Source organism: Gillisella vitis, assembly GCF_001541345.2.
GTDB classification, from domain to species: domain Bacteria; phylum Pseudomonadota; class Alphaproteobacteria; order Rhizobiales; family Rhizobiaceae; genus Allorhizobium; species Allorhizobium vitis.
In genome coordinates, this window is the sequence record NZ_LMVL02000004.1 from 25,203 (window position 1) to 44,307 (window position 19,105).

Genomic DNA, 19,105 nt, shown 5'->3' on the forward strand with positions numbered 1-19,105 from the left:
TCCGGCCGCCGCGTGAGCGCGCCACTGCATTCCGGCTTTGCCTATTTCGGCACTGTCATGCAAAAAAGGTATGGGTGCTTCATATATGACCGCATCAGCGGTCAAACGCACCGAAAGTCGTTTCCAACTTACAAGTTCCCAATTCACGCGGGGTTCTTGACGCCAAAGACCGCTATGATCGCAATGAGGCGATCGTGGCTCGCTCGTCTTGGCGCCCCGAAAGGTTTATGAATTGACCAGTTTTAACGAACTTGGCCTCTCGCCGACTGTTGTCGCCACGCTGACCCAGCTTGGCTTCGAGACCCCTACCCCCATCCAGGCACAGGGCATTCCCGTTGTCATGGCAGGTCGCGACCTGATCGGCCTTGCCCAGACCGGCACCGGCAAGACCGCGGCCTTTGGCCTGCCGATCATTGAGTTGCTGATGAAGGACGAACGCCGTCCCGACAATCGCACCACCCGCACGCTGATTCTTGCCCCGACCCGCGAACTCGTCAACCAGATCGGCGACAATCTGCGGTCCTTCATTCGCAAGACCCCGATCAAGATCAACCAGGTGGTTGGTGGCGCATCGATCAACAAGCAGCAGCTTCAGCTGGAACGCGGCACCGACATTCTCGTCGCCACGCCGGGCCGGTTGCTGGACCTGATTTCCCGCAATGCGATTTCGCTGCGTGCCGTCACCCATCTGGTGCTGGACGAAGCCGACCAGATGCTCGACCTGGGCTTCATCCACGATCTGCGCAAGATTGCCAAGATGGTTCCGGCCAAGCGCCAGACCCTGCTGTTTTCGGCCACCATGCCGAAGGCAATTGCCGATCTGGCCGGTAGCTTCCTCAACAACCCGGTCACCGTCGAAGTGTCGCCTCCGGGCAAGGCCGCCGACAAGGTCGAACAGTATGTTCACTTCGTCAACGGCCAGAACCACAAGACCGAGCTGCTGAAGAAGACCCTTGCCGATCATCCCGATGGCCGCTCCATCGTTTTCCTGCGCACCAAGCATGGCGCGGAAAAGCTGATGAAGCATCTGGAAATCACCGGCTTCTCGGTTGCCTCCATTCACGGCAACAAGAGCCAGGGCCAGCGCGAGCGCGCCTTGAAGGGTTTCCGCGATGGCTCGATCCGCACGCTGATCGCCACCGACGTTGCCGCCCGCGGCATCGACATCCCGGCTGTCAGCCATGTGTTCAACTATGACCTGCCGGAAGTGCCGGATGCCTATGTCCACCGCATCGGTCGTACCGCCCGTGCTGGCCGCGACGGCATTGCCATCGCCTTCTGCGGTCCCGACGAAGCTCGTCTGCTGCGCGACATCGAGCGGCTGATGGGTATTGAAATCTCTGTCGCCAGCGGGGAAGCTCCGGCTGACCGTGGCCGCCCTGCCCGTCCGACTCGTCGTGCTGGTGGCGGTGGTGCAGGCGCAGGTGCCGGAAACCGCAACCATGGCAACCCGGCCCGCAAGGATGGTCGTCCGCAGGGCCGTGGCCCGCGCGAAGAAGGCGATGGTGGCGAACAGCGTTCGGCCCGCCCGGCCAACCGCAACAAGCCAGCCAACGGTCGCCCGGCCCGCCGCCCAGACCGTCCGCGTCAGGACGGCCCGGCCCGCGCCGGTGCAGGCGGCCAGCGCCGCGAGCGTTAAGCTTCAACTATGATTTTGCGAAAGGCCGGTTTTTCCGGCCTTTTTCTTTGGCCAGAAGAAATGAAACACGGCCGAAAATGGAAAAGGGCCGTGTGTTTGATGAAACACACGGCCCTTTATCATGTATCAGGATTGCTTACCCGTCAGCTTTCAATGGTGACGGAGCAGCTCAATGCTGCGTGGGTCCAACGATTTCCTCGGTGATTTTCGTCATGCAATATTCGGCCACGGCGGCAATGGTCCAGGCCGGGGTAGCGGCACCGGTGGAGCCGGGAATCAGAGAACCATCAACCACATAGAGGCCTGGTACCACCGTTTTCTCGTCGGCCGCCAAGACCTGGCCGTGTTTGTTGCAGGCCTTGCCCAGCACGCAGCCGCCGAGCGGATGCGCCGTGACGCCATAGGCCGCCACAAATTGCTCGGGCGTGCGGTTGGCTTCCCAAGCTTTCAAGCTCTTGGCGTGAATCACCTTGGTCGATTGCAGCGCTGGCAGCGGGCCGCGATAGGTCAGCGGTCCATTGCGCCGGATCAGGCTCTCGCCCTTCTTGCTGGCGTTGATTTTACCCCAGGTGGTCAACACTTTGGTCAATGCGTTGATCGAATCGAGCACGCCGACATTGGTATCGCCATCCGTGGACGGGGCCGAGCCCGCATCCGGCGTCATCGGATAATAGAGACTGTAGACCGTGCGACCAGAAGCACTGGTCGAGGCCGAATTCTTGTCAAAGAAGCCAGGGGCTGGCTGGTAGCAGACCGACATATTGTAAGTGTTCTGCAGATTGTCGGCTTCGTCATACCAGGCCGGATAGAGCATGAGGCGGATGAAGGACGCCGAATTCTTGGCCTTCATGAACGCTATGGACTCGTTGAAGGCCGTCTCCAGCTCACTGTCAGGAAGGGCGATGCCATTCAAGGTGTCGTCCTTGACAAAATAGAAGGAGGCATCGATCGAGCCGGGGCCGCCATCCGAAGGCCGTGTCTTGATGCTCAGGTCCTGGGTGCCGGTGACATCGCCGTTCTGGCCCCAGAATTTGCCGACATAGGGACTAAGCTTCGGCAAGCTGGTGGCGCCAGTCACGGCCGGAGGGGGATTGTTGGAATATTCCAGCAACATAGGTGCCGTGTGCATGGAGCCGGCCGAGAAGATCACGTTCTTTGCAAAATAGGTCACCGATGTCAGCTTGTCGACCTTGGTTAGCGAAATCTGATCGACCGTAACGGCATAGATCGTGCCGACGCCACTGGCGTTCGGAACCTGATAAACATTGGTGACATTGCTGAGGCATTGGATATCAAGCTGGCCGGTGTGCTTGGCCTTTTTGAGATAGTTCTGATCCAGCGCCTTCTTGACGCCGAGCAATTCGTCTTCACCCGAGGGCTTGGTCGAGACGGAATAGCTGTTCATGCCATACCACATCTCGCCGATGATGGCGGAGGGCAGCATTTCCGCATCGACTTCCTTGCACACCACGTCCCAGTCGAGGGCGAGCTTGGTATATTCAAGCTGCACCTGCTGGATCGGTATGTCCTTCGCCTTGCCGGACTTGACGACCGCGTCGATCTTCTCGACCTGTTGCCTGAAGCTGCGGGTGGAGAGATAGGGTGGGCTGTCCTTGAGCGGGTAGGAGACGGTCAGGTTCGAGCTATCGCTCACCGGAACCGTTACGGTGACCTTGTTTTCCTCGGCATCGATGGTTTTCGGCCCCATCATTTTCTCGACGGTGTCGTAATGTTTCGCCAGTTCGCCATAGGACAGAAGCACATGCTGATAGGAATCCAGATGCTCTGGATCGCGGAAGGCAAGGGTGAAGGCCAGTTGCGAAGGCTTCTGGAAGAAAGTATTGTAGACATGCGAGGTGCCGCCGAGGGCAGCACCGACAATAGTGGTCATGCTTGGTGTCGGGTCGGGGGCGTCCAGCAGTGGTACCGGCGGCGGCGGCGGATAGGCAACGATCATTTCCACCAGCCCGGGATAGATCGGAATCGGACGCTGCGCATACGTGGTGACCGTATTGAAGTTAGCGGTCGCATTACCCAAATTCTCAGGCTGGCCATAGGTATCCGGTGGGGATTGCGGCGTGCCGAACGGCTCGAATTTCATCATCCAGCCAGCGCGGCCATCCGGCTGGCGATAGTTACTAAACGGCGGCGCAGTGGTGGGCTGGCCTGTCAGATTGCCCCACCAGTCCTTGCCGCGCTCCAAAAGCAGCACGGGCTTGCCGGCATCCTTGGGACGATCAACCTTCTGAAAGGCCTCGCATAGCCTGAGCGCGGCGACGCTGCCGCCGAAGCCTGAGCCAATGATGATCGTATCATAAACAGTCTGGCTGACGCTTCCGGGATTGACGATTTTCTCGGCTGGCGCCGAAATGTTTTTCGAAGACACGATAAAGACCCCCTAGGAAATATTGGGTTCGAAAGGAATACGAGGTTCAAAGCAGGCCTGTCCGGTCCGGATCGCACCGGACAGGCCTGTTCATTCTCCTGGTTTTGCTTGTCTTTTTGGGAAGTTGGCTTCCCCTCCGTTCAACAGGAGGGGAAAATCGAACTCACATGACAATGTGCTGGTGGTTGGCATTCATCTCGACGACTTCACGGCGAAGCGATGGAATGACATCCTGATTGCTGGAGACAATCTCTGCCATGATTTCAGAAATGCGCGTGCAATCGGCTTCGACATAGCCAAGACGGGTGATTTCCGCCGTGCCGACCCGCATGAAGCCATCCACATGAATGTTATGCTGCTTCAGCTTATCGCGATATCCCTGGCCCATCTGCCGGTCGAGCTTCGGCAGCACCTGGTGGCAATAGGATAATTCCGAGAATTTCTTGGTGGACTGGCCCCGCATCTCATAGCCCTTGGCTTGCAGCGTGTTGGCGAAGGCGCGCGAATTCTTCACCACCTGCTCGGCATAACGCTCCCACGGCACTTCATCGATGACGATGCCCAGCGAAGCGATGCGCGCCAGATGCGGATTGCAAATCATCGTCGGCCCGTTCAACGGCGTGAAATTGGAGACGATGTCGATGCGATCGTTCAATTCTTTGCTGTTGGTGACGATAATGCCGCCCTGCGGACCGGGGAATGTTTTGTGGGTCGAACCAAACAGAATATCCGCGCCCTCGTTGAGCGGGTCCTGATACTGCTTGCCAACAATCAGACCGAGGCTGTGCGAACCATCATAGGCAACGATGCCGCCATAGCTATGCACAAGATCGGCCACTTCGCGCACCGGCATGGGAACGGTGAAGATCGACGCACCAAGAATGACCAGCTTCGGCTTTTCCCGTTCCAGCAGCTCAAGAGTAGCTTCGAGATCGAGCTGCCACTCCTCATCATCGAAAGGAAGCGGCAAGGAGACGCGGTCAAACACCTCATAATTGAAGGGATAGCCGCCACCTGGAAAGAAAGGCGGCACGCGCCCCACCTTGTCGCCCGGCGAGGTCAGCGCGAACACAACCGCCATCAGGCTCGCACTACCGGAAATCGGAGAAATATTCACATACTCGGCGTTGAAAAGCTTTTTGGCCTTCTGCTCGGTGATCGAGACGATTTCCTGCGAAATATCGGTACCGGCATAAAATGGCGCCGCATAGCGGGACGCAAGGTCGGAACTCAGAGCGGCCAAAGCCGCCGGAGACATACGGTTTTCACTGACGATCAGGTTAATAGCACCCGTTCTCACATCATTATGCTTGCTAATAAGTTTTACAATTTCATTCATAATTCGCCTCGTTAATCCTGGGAGGTTTAAGGACTGCGTGCGAGAATTAGCAGTCAGTAAATTTTAAAACTACCCTAAATTGTAACTGTAATTTTTGATTGTTTTTTTCAACCCAAAAAAAGTCATTCGGGGCCGTAAGGACGGAGACGACAGGATCTTGCCGACGCACGCGGAGCCAGCTTCATGATCTCCAAGAGTTAGCCTTGGTGATACATAAGCAAGAACAATATGTTATGTGATTTCTTAGAAGAAGCGGCTACAGCAGGCGGCAAGGCAGCACGAGGCTCCGCACCGCAATCGACCCGTTTTCGCAATTGGCTTCCGCTCCAAACGCGCCCATACCGAGCAGCCTTTGATGAGCGATGGTCCCAAGCTTTTAGCGGCATTTTCAATATGTCATAAGGCGCATGAATCCTAGAGAACGGCAACCCATCGCTTAGTCGATCTATTCGCCAAAAGCCGATGCTTTTTAACGATCACGCCCCAAGGATCTGGATTTGCGGATCGTTGCATGATTGGCCTCGGCCCAACTTTTCATCAGGTGAAACGGTACCAACAAGGAACGCCCAAGCGGAGTGAGGTCATATTCAACCCGCTGCGGGACAACCGGATAGACCCGGCGCTCAACAAGGCCATCCAGCTCCAGCCGCCGAAGCGTCTGCGACAACATCCGCTGCGAAATATCGGGAATGCATCGCTTCAGCTCTGAAAACCGCAGCGTTCCCCCTTCGAGGTGCAGAGCGATCAGCATGCTCCAGCGGTCGGAGACGCGATGAAGCACATCGCGTATGGGGCAATTTTCCAGGTTGTTTTCCAGAGTTTCCATCACGTTAAACGATTGCCTGGTTACCTCAGGGTTACCAGGTAATTTCTCGCTCCCTTTCTTGCGCCGCCTACCGCCGCGCCATAGCCTGACGCGACTGGTAACTAGATGAGAGCAGGTTCAATAATGGATGTAAAGACAGTCTCCCGCACAGCGGATCACCCAATCGAAGATTTCTTCGTGGATCGCTGGTCTCCCCGCGCCTTCACCGAAGAGACGATTTCCGAACAGGATCTGCTTGGCGTGCTGGAGGCGGCGCGCTGGGCACCCTCCGGCCTGAACGCCCAGCCCTGGCGCTTTATTTACAGCTTTCGCGGAGAATCGCAATTTGATGAGGTCATCACGGCGCTCTGGGAAGGAAACCGGGTCTGGGCGCAACATGCGGCAGCGCTGATCGTCATCACCACAAAGACAACTCTCATTCCGCCGGGTAGCGATGCGGAGGTACCCAATCCCGGCCACAGCTTCGACGCGGGAACAGCCTGGGGCTATCTGGCTCTCCAGGCCCATCTGAAGGGCTGGTCCACCCATGCCATGGGCGGCATCGACCCGGTAAAGACCGCCGAAGCGGTCAATATGCCCGAGGGATATGCCATGCAGGTGGTCATCGCGATCGGACGACGCGCAAGCGCCGACCAGCTTTCTGAGGCGCTACGCGGACGCGAAACACCAAGCCCGCGCCGCCCTGTCGACGCCTCCGCTTTCCACGGCACATTTCCCCTTTGAACTGAACAGAGACAAAAATTATGAACGACCATAAAAAGGCGATTGTCAGAAAACTCATTGAGGAGGTTCAGGTCGGCGGCAATTACGCCGTCTTCGATGCCCTGATACATCCAGATTTCATCGACCACACGCCCACGCCCGGCTTCGCACCGGATCGCGACAGCGTGCGGTCATTCTACCGTGCTTTCCGCACCTCCTTCTCCGAACCGGTCTGCGAAATCGATTTCCAGACCGCCGAAGGCGACCTCGTCACCACCCGCAAGGTCTATTCCGTTACCCATTCCGGCTCCTTTAACGGCCTCTCGCCAACCGGACGGCGCATAACATTCGACGTTATCGATGTGCTGAAGGTCGAAGGCGAGTTCATTACCGCGCATTGGGGCATTCTGAACCTCATGAAGATCGTCGCGCAGATAAGCTGACCCAAGAAATAGCTGGCGCGCGGGATTATCTGCGCGTCTGCACCTGTTGGGTCGAGGAGGCTGAAGACATCGTCAGTACCATGTTATCGAAACCGGAATGTTCCAAATCTTTGTCGCCACCTTTCCGCATAATTCCTCAAACCAAAATCGACTCAAGGAGTTATTCAGCAAATATAAGTCTTTAAATCGCCCAAGGGATTCGCAGATTTAACAGAAAATGGACTCCTTACGACTGAAATCTATTGAATAACAGGGATAAATATTAGCCGCGCGCCGCCGGGCACGCGTGCACGCTAAGGCGTTTCCAGAAACCATATGTAGAGAACAAAACGCGGCGTTCTTCCTTGTTTCTTTCATGGCGTTGGCCGACGACAACAAGCTTTCCCGCATGACGGGATTCACGGCAATCTCGGGCGGTTCATGAACTACTCCTTTCAGGGCTTTGCAGCTCTCTTCGCTGATGTTATGTTCATTATTTGTTCCAGGCGCTTTTATGCGGCAGTCTGGATGTCAGGCAGTTTTATTCATGCGCGATAAAACACATCCTAGGGATCACGCCATGACGAGTTCGGATGGGCCTGAGACGGCCATGAGCCTCGATCGTTCGGCCATCGTCTCTGTGCGCAAGATCATCCATGTCGACATGGACGCCTTTTATGCCTCTGTTGAACAGCGCGACAATCCGCAGCTGCGCGGTAAACCCATCGCCGTTGGCGGGTCCGCGGCCCGTGGCGTTGTGGCGGCTGCAAGTTATGAGGCGCGGGCCTTTGGTGTTCACTCGGCGATGCCCTCCGTGACCGCCAAGCGCAAGTGCCCGGATTTAATCTTCGTACCACCCCGCTTCGACGTCTACCGGCAGGTCTCCCACCAGATCCGCGAAATCTTCGCTGAATACACGCCGCTGATCGAGCCGTTGTCATTGGACGAAGCCTATCTCGATGTCACAGAAAATCTGAAGGGTATGGAGGTCGCCACTGAGATCGCGCTGGAAATCCGGGCAAAGATTAAGGCAGCCACGGGTCTCAACGCCTCAGCCGGCATTTCCTACAACAAGTTTCTGGCAAAGATGGCGAGCGACCTGAATAAGCCGAATGGCCAGGCTGTGATCACCCCCAAAAACGGACCGGGGTTTGTCGAGGCCCTCCCCGTCAAGAAATTCCATGGCGTGGGACCCGCCACCGCTGAGCGCATGCAACGCCATGGCATCGAAACCGGGCTCGATCTGAAATCGAAGTCGCTTCAGTTTCTTCAGACGCATTTTGGCAAGTCCGGATCTTACTTCTATGGCATCGCGCGAGGCATCGACGACCGGCAGGTCAGAGCAGATCGCATCCGGAAATCTGTCGGCGCCGAGGATACGTTTGTTGAGGACATCGATGATCTCGATCAGGCCAAGGCCGAGTTGCGGCCCCTGGCCGAAAAAGTCTGGCGCTATTGCGAGGCGCACGACATCAAAGGAAAGACGGTAACCGTCAAAATAAAATATTCAGATTTCAGCCAGGCGACACGCAGCAGGACCGTGGCAGCATACGTGTCGGACATGGACATGATCCTGGGGATAGCGGAGCCCCTGCTCACTTCAGTATTCCCGTTCAAACATCCGGTGCGGCTGCTTGGGATCACCCTGTCATCGCTGAACACCGAAGAAAGCGAGCAGACACCGCAGCTCGCGCTCGAACTCTGATACGACGGCCCTGAAAACGAAAAAGCCTGCCGCGGGAGGAGGTGCGGCAGGCTTTCCGAAAAGAACCGAACAACGGCTGGGAGGAGGAATGCTGCTGTTCCGACAGACGTGCCCTGGGAGGAGGAGTGGGCCGCCTGAATTCGAAGCTCTGCGGGAGGAGGTGCATCGCTTCGATGAAAATTAAGATACCAGTTTCCGCTGCACACGAAACAGACATTGCTGCAGTGCAGCTATGCGAAAAATGCAATTCCTCAGCGTTAGAAGAAATAGATCCTGCAAAACAGCCTCTTGTGCTCCAGACACAGAAACGCCCGCGTCATCAGCGGGCGTAAATGGTTTAGGGGTGTTATGAAGAAAGCGTATTAGCGGGCGACCGACTGGCGGGCAACGCTGTGGATGTCAGCGCGATTGATGCCCAGATCCTGCAGCTCACGTGTGCTCATGCGACCCAGTTCGGTAACGGTCTGACGATACTTGCGCCAATTGTTGAAAGAGCGTGCTACGTTCATGATGATCCCCTTTCGTGAGGTCTCTTGACGCCAGCAACCTTGCTTCGGTTCCAACGTCGTTTCAATGATTGGAATATAGGCTCTTGGCACCCGATCGATAAGACACAAGGCATGACGCCTGCCATGCACTCAGAGCATGGGTAATGCAAGTGGGCGACCAGCCTTCAGCCTCGGAACCGATCGAAGGCCGTCAACCGCTTGATCGGAGGGTCGGCATCCGGATAGCGGTAGATTTCGGAACGGAGGTAAGAGAGCTCCTCGTCTAGCGCCTGCTCATCGACTTCGATCCACCAGGATTTCGGACGGCCGTCGCTTCCGTCAGACCAGCGATAGCCTCTCGCTTTCAGGTGGTCCTTCATGTCAAAAGGGCTATTCTCGGCAAGGATCCGGACACGCGATCCTAGGCTTGCTTGATAGAGTTCAGCAAACGCGGTGGAGGCCGTTCCATCATTGTCCCTTGCGAGAACCTCCAGGAGCGCGAAACAGTCGTCGACGGCGCGGTGACCCTCGTGGAAGAAGCCCGCCTGCCCGATCAGATAGCCAAGCTTGGTGCCTTCATATCCCCGTGACGACCAATCGACCTCAGCATTCGAGCAGGCCCAGGCCTTGCCCGCAAACATCGGAGACAACATCTCGCAGAATGGACGGTCGAAACCGGCATTGTGGGCAATCACCAAATCGGCAGGTTCGATCAGCGCCCGGACGGCTTCCATGTCGATCGATTGACCGGCGACCATCTCATCGGTGATGCCGGTGAGCCTCGTGATGTCAGCGGGAATGGACACGCTTGGCTGCTGAAGTCCGCCGTAGATCCCGGTCACGTCGCCGATGTTTCCTGTGGCATCGAAGGTAAACGCGATCAAACCAATCTCGATGATCTGATCCTTGCGCCAATTCAAGCCCGTGGTCTCGGTGTCAAGAATGATGCCTTTGAGCGGGAATTCCGGGCGCGGGAACGGCACGACTTCCCGCGGCACGAGTTTTGTGAGGATACGATATCGACCCGTCTCCGACAGATGGCGAACCATCTCCTCTTCACTCATAGAAGCGACCAGTTGCTCCGGCTTCACGGGTTTTGATTTGGCACGAACAACGAGCCGATCGCGCGAAACCTCTCCCGAAAACATGTCAAACTGTTCTGCCATTGTCTGTCGCCATCATTCTGCCGCCCGTTGCCGTCTTTCAAACACGGTGGGACCGGCAGTTCAATCATAATGGAGCATTTTGGGTCGTTAAATTAAGAGTGCCTAACGTTCAACTCCATGCCGATCGCGGCAGAGTCCTCCCTTCCCTGCTACGACGGCCTGATCAGTCTCCGGTCTTGGTGAGATCCAGCAGCCCTCTCGGCAGATTATTCATGCATTCCCGCGTTCAGGCTTTTGCTCTCCATTGACCTTTTGGACGAACGCCAATGGGTGCGCATCGCCGTTGTCACAGCCTCGTCATAAAATAAAGCGACAGCTTTCGCTCGATCAACTTTGGATGCTGGCATGGATTATTTTAGACGCTTCAACTTCTTGTTCGCAACACCCTCGTTCGACAGCGAGGACTTGGAGGGTGTTCGTTACAAACAGATCATCCAGGAGATCGAGCGTTCCGGTTTTGAAGTGGTGCGTGCCCGCAATCTGGACGACGCAGAGATCGTTGTTCAGACCGATGCCGCCATAGGCTGTATGATGGTCGATTGGGGCAAAAAGGGGCTCGAAGGCAAGACCTCTCACCTCATAAACCTGATGCGCCGCCGTGGGCTGGATTTTCCCATCATCCTCCTGATCCGTGGAAAGCGTTTCGAGGACGTGCCGGTCGAGGTGCTCGACTTCATCGACGGTTATGTTTTCCTGTCGGAGGAAACGCCCGCCTTCATCGCGAAGAATCTGATTAGCCGTCTGAAGCAATATGCCGAAACGCTGAAAACGCCGTTCTTCGGCGCGCTCGTGGATTACGCAGAGGAAGGTAACCATCTCTGGACTTGCCCCGGGCACAATGGCGGCGTCTTCTACAGCCGCAGCCCGATCGGCCGCGTGTTCATGGAACACCTCGGCGAAGCGGTCTTCCGCGACGACCTCGACAATTCCGTGCTCGACCTCGGCGACCTCCTGACCCATGAGGGACCGGCGCTTGCGGCACAGAAGGAAGCGGCAAAGATCTTCGGAGCCGAGAAGACCTACTTCGTGTTGAACGGAACATCGACCTCCAACAAGGTCGCGCTTTCCGCCCTTGTCACAGATGGCGACCTCGTGCTGTTCGACCGCAACAATCACAAGGCTGCGCACCACGGAGCCCTGATGATATCGGGTGGCATTCCCATCTACCTCCCGACCACGCGCAACGCGTATGGTCTCATCGGTCCGATCGACTACGCATCGCTGGACGAGACCGCCCTGCGCGCCCGCATTCGCGCCAATCCCCTGGTGAAGGATCCTGACGCCTGGCAGAAACCGCGGCCATTCCGTGTTGCCGTCGTCGAGCAGTGCACCTATGACGGCACGATCCACAATGCCGAGATGATCCTGAAATCGATCGGTCATCTCTGTGACTATATCCTCTTCGACGAGGCCTGGGCCGGGTTCATGAAGTTTCATCCGCTCTATGCGGGGCGGTTCGCCATGGGGCTTGCCGATCTCGGTCCTGACTCTCCCGGCATCATCGCCACCCAGTCCACGCACAAGCAGCTCGCCAGCTTTTCGCAGGCGTCACAGATCCATATGAAGGATCGCCATATTACCGGCCAGAAGCGGCGCGTGGAGCACCGGCGCTTCAATGAAAGCTTCATGCAACATGCCTCCACGTCGCCCTTTTATCCCCTCTTCGCCTCGCTCGACGTCGGCGCGCAGATGATGAAGGGTCGTTCCGGCGAGGTGCTGTGGGACGATACGATCCGCCTCGGCATCGAGCTCAGAAAAAAGATGCGCGCCGTGCGCAGGGAATTCGAGGACAAGGAGCCACGTGCAGAGCGCCGTTGGTTCTTCGAGCCCTTCGTGCCGGATCGCGTCTTGATCCCTGATGTTGCCAGCCCCGGCGCCTCGCACGACGTGCCATGGGAGAGTATTGCCACCGACCAGCTGGCGACAAACCCGGCTTTCTGGCACCTCACCCCCGATGCATCCTGGCATGGTTTTAGCGGCATGGAACAGGGGTTCGCCATGACGGACCCCAACAAGTTGACGGTGCTGACGCCAGGCTTCGACCGCAAGACCGGTCTCTATGCCGAACATGGCATTCCTGCCCCGATCGTAGCGCAATATCTTCGCGAAAACCGCATTGTTGCCGAGAAGAACGATCTCAACTCCTTGCTCTTCCTGCTGACGCCCGGGGTCGAGGCAAGCAAGGCCGGCACCCTGATAAGCGGCCTCGTGGCCTTCAAAAAGCTGCATGACGACAATGCATTGCTGGAAGACGTGATCCCGGAATTCTACCGTCGGCGCCCGGGCCGCTATGCTGGCGTGCGCCTGCGCGATCTCTGCGGCGATCTGCACCGCTTCTTTCGGGATGCCAACGTCAGCGCGTTGCAGGCAAAGCAGTTTTCTGCTGCGCACCTACCACCAATGGCCATGTCTCCGCATGACGCGGCACGCAGCCTGGTGCGCAACGACGTCGATTACCTGCCGATCGACGAGATCACTGGACGCATCGCGACGACACCTTTCGTGGTCTATCCGCCTGGTATCGCCACCATCGTTCCGGGTGAGCGCCTCACCGATCGGGCGCAGCCAATGATCGACTATCTCAAGATGTTCGAATCCTGCTTCAACACCTTCCCCGGGTTCGAAGTGGAAATCCAGGGCGTCTATCGCGAAACGGATGCCTCCGGGCGCGTGCGGCTCTACACCTACGTCGTTGCGGAGTAGCCTGGACATGTCGGAACAAATGATGGAGCAGGAAAACCGGATCGTCATCCGGCCGTCACGCGACGCAGACGTGGAGGCGATGCTGGCGATTTATCGCCGGCATATCCGCCGAGGCCTCGATGAGGGCGTGGACGAAGGCGACACGCCCGAGCCGGACGACCTGCGGGAGCGGCGCAAGAACCTCAAGAGCAAACGCTTTCCCCATCTCGTCGCAACCATCGACGGCACGGTCGTGGGCTACGCCTATGTGGTTCTGTTTCGGAAGCGACCGGCCTATCGCTACACGGTCAAACACTCGATCTATGTGCATCACGACCATATCGGCAAGCGGGTCGGAAGCCAGTTGCTGCGCGGTCTGATCGACGCCTGTGCTGCAGCGGGATTCCGGCAAATCATCGGCTACATCGACGCCGACAATGCGGCTTCGCTTGCCCTGCACGATCGTTTCAATTTCGTGCGCGTCGGCCTGTTGCCGGCCGTCGCATACCGCTACGGCCGCTGGGCCGATAGCGTCATGGTGCAACGTTCGCTGGGGACGGGCGCAACCACGCCACCTCCCCCGCCGCCGTTATCCACACGCTGACGCTCCACTGCGGCTTTATGCGGTGGTAGGACCACAGACCTGCTGACCTGCGCACGCATTCAAAGCGCATCGGACCGAAAAGTGGGAACCGGTTTTCGGATAAATCCGATGCGTAAACAAAACTCAGAGCAGCGCGACCACTGCAACAGGCTGCCTGGTGGAGCTCGACACCGCCATGCAGCCTGTTGGAAGACCAATAGTAGATCCGGGGCTTACGGGGTCGGGCAATTTGTCAGATCATCCGCCTGGCTTCCTGTTATTTGAAGGAGCAGAGATGCAGCGTTTGCAGCTCAAGTGTGCAGGTTCAAGGTTTCCAAACACCTTGATAAGAACACCTTGACGAAGGTCTTATCGACGTCGTTCGCCTTGATGGAATTCGAACCTGCGACCTTTCCTTTCGGAATTGGAAGATGTTCGTTCTAACTATATGGTATTTATAGCATCGATTTTAGACTGCGCTGGAACTGCGCCAGATTTCCCCAGAGCTTTAGCTCAGTCCGATTTTCCGACACTGTCGAGGAGGGTGCTCTGGGACCAAACCTTGGACCGCCGGGAATTAGAGTTTTCCGGCTCTGATCACGATGGCTGGCTGGTTGCGCCACCGGGATTATGCAGAGCGATCGGGACGTTATATCCGATCGCCGAGTGAGGGCGTTCCTCATTGTAGTATCGACGCCAAGTCTCCAACTTTTCGCGCGAATCCGCAAGGGTCAGGAACCAGTGGGCGTTCAGGCATTCCGATCTGAGCTTGCTGTTGAACGCCTCGATGAAGCCGTTATCGGTCGGCTTGCCGGGCCGCGAGAAGTCCAGAGTGACATTGTTGGCATAGGCCCACAGGTCGAGGTCTCGGGAGATGAACTCGCTACCATTGTCCACCCTGATCGTCTTCGGATAGCCGGTCTTACGGCAGATGCCCTCCAGTGTCTGGACGACATCCTCGCCTCTGCAGGTGAAGCGTGCGTCGGCGGCCGGGCAGAAGCGCGAGTGCGTGTCGACCACGTCAGCGCAAACGCAAAGCGTTTGTCGCGAGGATGCGCAGCGTCTTGCCTGTCGCGAGCTGGTCGTGAACGAAGTCCATCGCCCAGACGTCGGTCGGCCCGACAGCCTCCTGGCGATCTTCTCTGAGCTTTGCCTTCACCCGGCGCTTCGGATGCTTGTTGCGCAGCTGAAGGCCTAACTCGCTGTAAATCCTGCGTGTCTTCTTCATGTTGATCTTCCATCCATCACGGCGCAAGTGAACATGGACACGTCGGTAGCCATACCGCACACGTGTCTCGCAAATCTCCTTGATGCGTCTTTCGAGTGGGGCCTGTCCGGTGCGGCGGGACTTGTAGTGGTAGGTCGATGTATCGAACCTCAGGACCTTGCAGGCCCGTCGGATCGATATGCCCCAATCCACCAGCATCCCGTCGATCAGCTTGCGCTGCCGGACAGGCCTCAGAGCTTTCGGCGGATGACGTCCTGCAACATCTCGCGGTCCAGCGTCAGATCGGCGACGATCTTCTTCAGCCTGGAATTCTCATCCTCCAGAGCCTTTAGTCGGCGCATCTCGTCGGGCAGCAGACCCGCGTACTTCTTGCGCCAATTGAAATATGTCGCCTGGCTGATCTCCGCCTTCCGGCAGATCTCTGCCACCGGAACACCGTCATCGGCCTGCTTCAAAATAAACGCCTTCTGGGCGTCCGAGAACTTCGATGCCTTCATACTTCCGCTCCTTTTCCCAGCCGGGAAATTACCGCGGAAAACTCCAGTTATGAACTGGTCCAGTTTTTGGGGATCAGAGCAGGTTCCGACTGCTTTGCACCGCACCGCGGGCATATAACGCAGACAGGAACAGGCGCTTCGCATTTGACACATGCAACATAAACCACTCTGCCTCCTCGGGCGCCTAAGCCGACGCCACTTGCCATTTCGAGAACCGTATTAATAACACTTCCGGAGCCGACAGATCGAGCCAGGCGGATTGATCCTTGGGAAATTATCCGGAATCCGGTCTCCAGTCTGACCCACACCTATCGGTAGATATTCAACCCATACGCGCTGCATCAACAAAAACCACTCTCGAGACATTGACCTTTTGGAAGGCTGGCCTATTCTCGTCATGTATGGCGTGATTGAAACATTGGGCTCGCGCCACTGGGCTGTTTTGACGATTTTTGATGACGTTATATGGGGGGCTTTCCATGGACGACGTTTTGTCATCCACCGATTTCATTCAAGCGAGCCGTGTGCTGAAGGTCTCGTCGCCCTTGGGTGAAGACCAGTTGCTGCCGGAAAGCATGATGGTGGATGAAGGCGTCAATCGGCTGTTCGAGATCACTGTGTCGGTGCGCGCCAAGCGCGAGGCAGTCAAGCCTGAAGAGCTGATCGGCAAACTGGTCGATGTCTCCCTGGAAATCCGTCAGGGCGAATTGGATGGAGAGGGCGTACGCCGGCCGTTCAACGGGCTGGTGACCAATCTGTCCGAGGGACCGCCGGTGACCCGTGAGCTTCGCTCCTATACTCTGACCATCCGTCCGCAACTGTGGCTGTTGTCGCGCCGTTCCGATTGCCGGATCTGGCAGAATATGACCTCGATGCAGGTGATGGAAACGCTGTTTTCCGAGCATGGCATTCCAGCCGCCGCATCTGCCCCTCTGCACAAAACACCGCCATCGCGTGAATATTCTGTCCAATGGAATGAAACGGATCTCGATTACCTGCTGCGTCGCTTCGAGCAGGACGGGTTGTTCTATTGGTTCGAACATGAGACCGGCGTTCACCGCCTGAAGGTCAGCGACAGCAAGGTGGCCTGGAGCAAGCCATCGGCTGCGGCAGAAGGCGTCGACAAAGTCAGATTAGCGCAGGGCTCATCGGACCGCAACCATATCAACGAATGGATGCGGCAATTCTCCTATGTCTCTGGCCAGCGTGCCGGTGCGGACTGGAATTTTGAGACGCCGAGCACTGTGCCACTGAACGTCACGCCGTCACTGATCCAGATGCCAGGCGCCAAGCAGCGCGAGCTTTACGAATATCCGGCCCGCATCTCCGATATCAAAGAAGCCGAACAGGCGGAAACGTTTCGAACGCAAGCGACGGAAGCCGATCATGAGCGGGTGACGGACCAGTCCAATGTCCGCTTCCTGGAAGCCGGGCGACGGTTCACGCCCTATGAGGAGCCGCATCCGGAGCATAAATACGAAGAGCATGTGATTAGCCGCATCATGCATCGGGTGGTGGACCGCTCCTATGAGACGGCCAGCAACGAGATGGAATATTCCAACGCGTTTGAGGCGATCCCATCACGCGTTCCGCTAACGCCGCACCGCGAGACCAAGCGCCCGCGCATCGAGGGTGCGCAGGTGGCGATTGTTGCCGGGCCATCGGGTGAAGAAATCCACACCGACAAGTATGGACGCATCAAGCTCTGGTATCCCTGGGATCGCAAGGCGCAGAAGGACGGCAGTGATACCTGCTGGGTGCGGGTTGCCCAGAACTGGGCTGGCGGGCAATGGGGTGGCCAGATCATCCCGCGCATCGGCATGGAGGTGATGGTCGCCTTTATCGACGGCGACCCGGATCGGCCGCTGGTGACCGGCGTCGTGCCCAACCCCAAAAACGCTGTGCCTTATGATCTGCCAACGAATAAGACGAAGAGCGTGTTTCGGACGAACACGCATAAGGGCAAAGGCTACAACGAACTGACCTTCGAGGACGAGAAAGACCGCGAGGAGGTATATGTCCATGCGCAAAAGGACCAAAATATAAAGGTCGAGAACAATTATTCGAAGCGCATCAACACTAATAAAGTGGAGAGCGTGGGACATAACAAGGCCATTGAGGTCACCAACAACCACTATGAGGTGGTCGGCGGTGATATGGAAATTTCTGTTGGCCCGACCCAAAAAGGAAAGTTCACCCCGCAAAACGCATCAGACCTCAAAGAGGGCATTGGCGGCGTCGCCTACGGCCTTGGCAAAGATGGCCAAGCCGCCAAGGGGGCGGGTACGATGCAGATCAGCGTCGAGAAAAATAAAATTGAGAGTATCGGCAATAATCACTCACAGCTAATTCAAAAAAGCAAAAGCGTTAGTGTTCACGAGAACTATTATGTCGATGTTGGGGATGAATTCATCATTACAGCCGGAAAGCGCATCGTCATCAAATGCGGTCAAAGTGTTATCCTGCTGAACTCAGATGGATCTATTCAAATAAACGGAAAGCAGTTGAATCACAGCGTCAGTGATTTGATCAGCATGGTCTCAGATATTGTTAAAGTTAATTGAGTTTCTGCCCATGCGACGCAGGCAAGTTATATTTCTCATCCTCGCCGTTTGCATTGTTGCCGTTGGCGGGTGGGCCTATCGTGCAATATCGGAGTATTTTATGGAGCCTACCTACCAGGCGGACCGGCTGTTCAAGCCCTACAACAGCGCTGCTTATCATCTCGCGCAGAAAATTGAACGAGGACAGTCTATCACCGAAAGTGAGGTGAAGGACGTACCAGGTGGGGTCAATACGCGATACGGTGACGAAATCACTCTGCTGTTCCTCGCAGTGGGATCGCGCAATATCGAGGCGATCGATACGCTGCTAGGGGCAGGCGCTGATCCATATATGATCGATCGGCCATCGCAAGGCTCGACAAGGGACTTCGCTTATTATTTGACGCTGCCCGGGCACCCAACTGATCCAAATCTCGGCTTTCCCTTCATCAATCAGTTGATCAAACTTTATTTGAAACATGGAGGAGACCCTAACCATCGAACTCAAGACGCAAACCGAGTACCTCTTATTTCGGATGTCGCCTTGATCCAAAATTACGCGGGAATGGAAATACTTCTAGATGCTAAGGCCGACCCTTGGGCTGCGGATGTTCGAAACGACAGTGCAATGGTTCGTCTCGCCGCGGATGCCGTTTCTCAAGCTGAGCTCGAGAAATTAATTGACAGAGGGTATTTCGATAACGTCCCTCTCGAGAAACTTCAAGAATTCATGAAGTTCTTATCAGCCTATGAGCAACGTGGTGATGAGATCAGTAAAGCCAATCAAGAAATTGCGCTTCGTGTCCTTAAACGTAATCCCAACTATCCGCCTGACGATGCTACTAATCTGCTATTCCAAGGCTCAATTCCTTGGGAAAAAGTCAAGCAGTCACGTTGAA

General features: G+C 56.6%; 12 protein-coding genes and 2 pseudogenes. 8 read left to right on the forward strand and 6 right to left on the reverse strand.

Features of this window, described 5'->3' with window-relative positions; genetic code table 11:
* Positions 1 to 183: 183 nt before the first annotated feature.
* Positions 184 to 1,618 (forward strand): annotated as a pseudogene (locus ASB66_RS14885) (DEAD/DEAH box helicase); the annotation flags it as partial.
* Between the two features lie 190 nt (positions 1,619 to 1,808).
* On the opposite strand, the gene ASB66_RS14890 reads toward ASB66_RS14885, so the two are convergent.
* From ASB66_RS14890 to ASB66_RS14900, 3 genes are all read right to left on the reverse strand, one after another.
* Positions 1,809 to 4,025, reverse strand: coding sequence for a GMC oxidoreductase (locus tag ASB66_RS14890; protein WP_060717774.1), 2,217 nt, complete (start codon positions 4,023 to 4,025; stop codon positions 1,809 to 1,811).
* Between the two features lie 163 nt (positions 4,026 to 4,188).
* Positions 4,189 to 5,364: an aminotransferase class V-fold PLP-dependent enzyme gene (locus tag ASB66_RS14895; RefSeq protein ID WP_081089003.1), complete on the reverse strand. Its 1,176-nt coding sequence runs from the start codon at positions 5,362 to 5,364 to the stop codon at positions 4,189 to 4,191.
* Between the two features lie 469 nt (positions 5,365 to 5,833).
* Entirely contained in the window at positions 5,834 to 6,190 is a 357-nt protein-coding gene (locus tag ASB66_RS14900) for a winged helix-turn-helix transcriptional regulator (protein ID WP_060717772.1), read from the reverse strand.
* A 123-nt stretch (positions 6,191 to 6,313) separates the two neighbouring features.
* Between ASB66_RS14900 and ASB66_RS14905 the strand changes: the two genes are divergently transcribed.
* From ASB66_RS14905 to dinB, 3 genes are all read left to right on the forward strand, one after another.
* The gene (locus tag ASB66_RS14905) at positions 6,314 to 6,913 is read left to right on the forward strand and encodes a nitroreductase family protein (RefSeq protein WP_060717771.1); all 600 of its coding nucleotides are present in this window, start codon (positions 6,314 to 6,316) and stop codon (positions 6,911 to 6,913) included.
* Positions 6,914 to 6,933: 20 nt separating this feature from the next.
* Positions 6,934 to 7,335: an ester cyclase gene (locus ASB66_RS14910; RefSeq protein ID WP_060717770.1), complete on the forward strand. Its 402-nt coding sequence runs from the start codon at positions 6,934 to 6,936 to the stop codon at positions 7,333 to 7,335.
* A gap of 589 nt (positions 7,336 to 7,924) precedes the next feature.
* The gene (gene dinB / locus ASB66_RS14915) at positions 7,925 to 9,019 is read left to right on the forward strand and encodes a DNA polymerase IV (RefSeq protein WP_114386694.1); all 1,095 of its coding nucleotides are present in this window, start codon (positions 7,925 to 7,927) and stop codon (positions 9,017 to 9,019) included.
* Between the two features lie 362 nt (positions 9,020 to 9,381).
* Here the strand turns inward: dinB and ASB66_RS14920 are convergent, their stop codons facing one another.
* Positions 9,382 to 9,528: a DUF1127 domain-containing protein gene (locus ASB66_RS14920; RefSeq protein WP_070149052.1), complete on the reverse strand. Its 147-nt coding sequence runs from the start codon at positions 9,526 to 9,528 to the stop codon at positions 9,382 to 9,384.
* A gap of 164 nt (positions 9,529 to 9,692) precedes the next feature.
* On the reverse strand, positions 9,693 to 10,673 hold the full coding sequence (locus tag ASB66_RS14925; protein ID WP_060718079.1) for a 3'-5' exonuclease: 981 nt from the start codon (positions 10,671 to 10,673) through the stop codon (positions 9,693 to 9,695).
* A gap of 345 nt (positions 10,674 to 11,018) precedes the next feature.
* Here ASB66_RS14925 and ASB66_RS14930 point away from each other — a divergent pair, with 345 nt between their 5' ends.
* Positions 11,019 to 13,376, forward strand: a complete 2,358-nt coding sequence (locus tag ASB66_RS14930; RefSeq protein ID WP_060718080.1) for an Orn/Lys/Arg family decarboxylase — start codon at positions 11,019 to 11,021, stop codon at positions 13,374 to 13,376.
* Between the two features lie 22 nt (positions 13,377 to 13,398).
* Positions 13,399 to 13,959 (forward strand): GNAT family N-acetyltransferase, encoded by a 561-nt coding sequence (locus ASB66_RS14935; protein WP_060718081.1) that lies wholly within the window; start codon positions 13,399 to 13,401, stop codon positions 13,957 to 13,959.
* Positions 13,960 to 14,535: 576 nt separating this feature from the next.
* Here the strand turns inward: ASB66_RS14935 and ASB66_RS14940 are convergent.
* Positions 14,536 to 15,663, reverse strand: a pseudogene (locus ASB66_RS14940) (IS3 family transposase).
* Between the two features lie 479 nt (positions 15,664 to 16,142).
* On the opposite strand from ASB66_RS14940, the gene tssI reads away from it, so the two are divergent.
* Both tssI and ASB66_RS14950 read left to right on the forward strand, forming a co-directional pair.
* A complete protein-coding gene (tssI, locus tag ASB66_RS14945; RefSeq protein WP_060718083.1) occupies positions 16,143 to 18,227 on the forward strand; it encodes a type VI secretion system tip protein TssI/VgrG in 2,085 nt (694 codons plus the stop codon).
* Positions 18,228 to 18,327: 100 nt separating this feature from the next.
* Positions 18,328 to 19,104, forward strand: coding sequence for a hypothetical protein (locus ASB66_RS14950; RefSeq protein ID WP_147274045.1), 777 nt, complete (start codon positions 18,328 to 18,330; stop codon positions 19,102 to 19,104).
* Position 19,105: the final 1 nt, after the last annotated feature.